At 70.4% G+C, this 507-nt stretch carries 1 protein-coding gene; it reads left to right on the top strand.

Annotated elements, in window-relative coordinates; all coding sequences use genetic code 11:
* A partial coding sequence (locus tag DBR20_RS07585) for an SDR family oxidoreductase (protein ID WP_258223244.1) occupies positions 1-507 on the top strand: 507 nt, incomplete at both ends.

The following is a 507-nucleotide window of genomic DNA, read 5'->3' as shown; positions in this document are numbered from 1 at the left end:
CCCAAGCGCTGGCCGCCTGCCCGCAGGTCGACATCCTGGTGACCAACGCCGGTGGCCCGCCGCCGGGCGACTTCCGCACGTTCGAGCGCGACGACTGGATCGCTGCGCTGGACGCCAACATGCTGGCGCCGATCGCGCTGATCCGCGCCACCGTGGACGCGATGATCGAACGCGGCTTCGGCCGCATCGTCAACATCACCTCGTCATCGGTGAAGGCACCCATCGATACGCTGGCGCTGTCCAACGGCGCGCGCAGCGGCCTGACCGGCTTTGTCGCCGGGCTGGCGCGGCGCACCGTCGCCCACAACGTCACGATCAACAATCTGCTGCCCGGCCAGTTCGATACCGATCGCCTGCGCGCCAACTTCGCACACGCCGCCGACCAGGACGGGGACGTGCAGGCCGTGGCCGAACGCCGCCGCCAGCAGATCCCCGCCGGCCGCTTCGGTACGCCGGACGAATTCGGCGCCGCCTGCGCCTTCCTGTGCAGTGCACAGGCGGGTTACC

The organism is Stenotrophomonas sp. HMWF023 (assembly GCF_003060985.1).
GTDB classification, from domain to species: Bacteria; Pseudomonadota; Gammaproteobacteria; order Xanthomonadales; family Xanthomonadaceae; genus Stenotrophomonas; species Stenotrophomonas lactitubi.
This window is presented reverse-complemented; position numbering and strand designations above follow the sequence as displayed.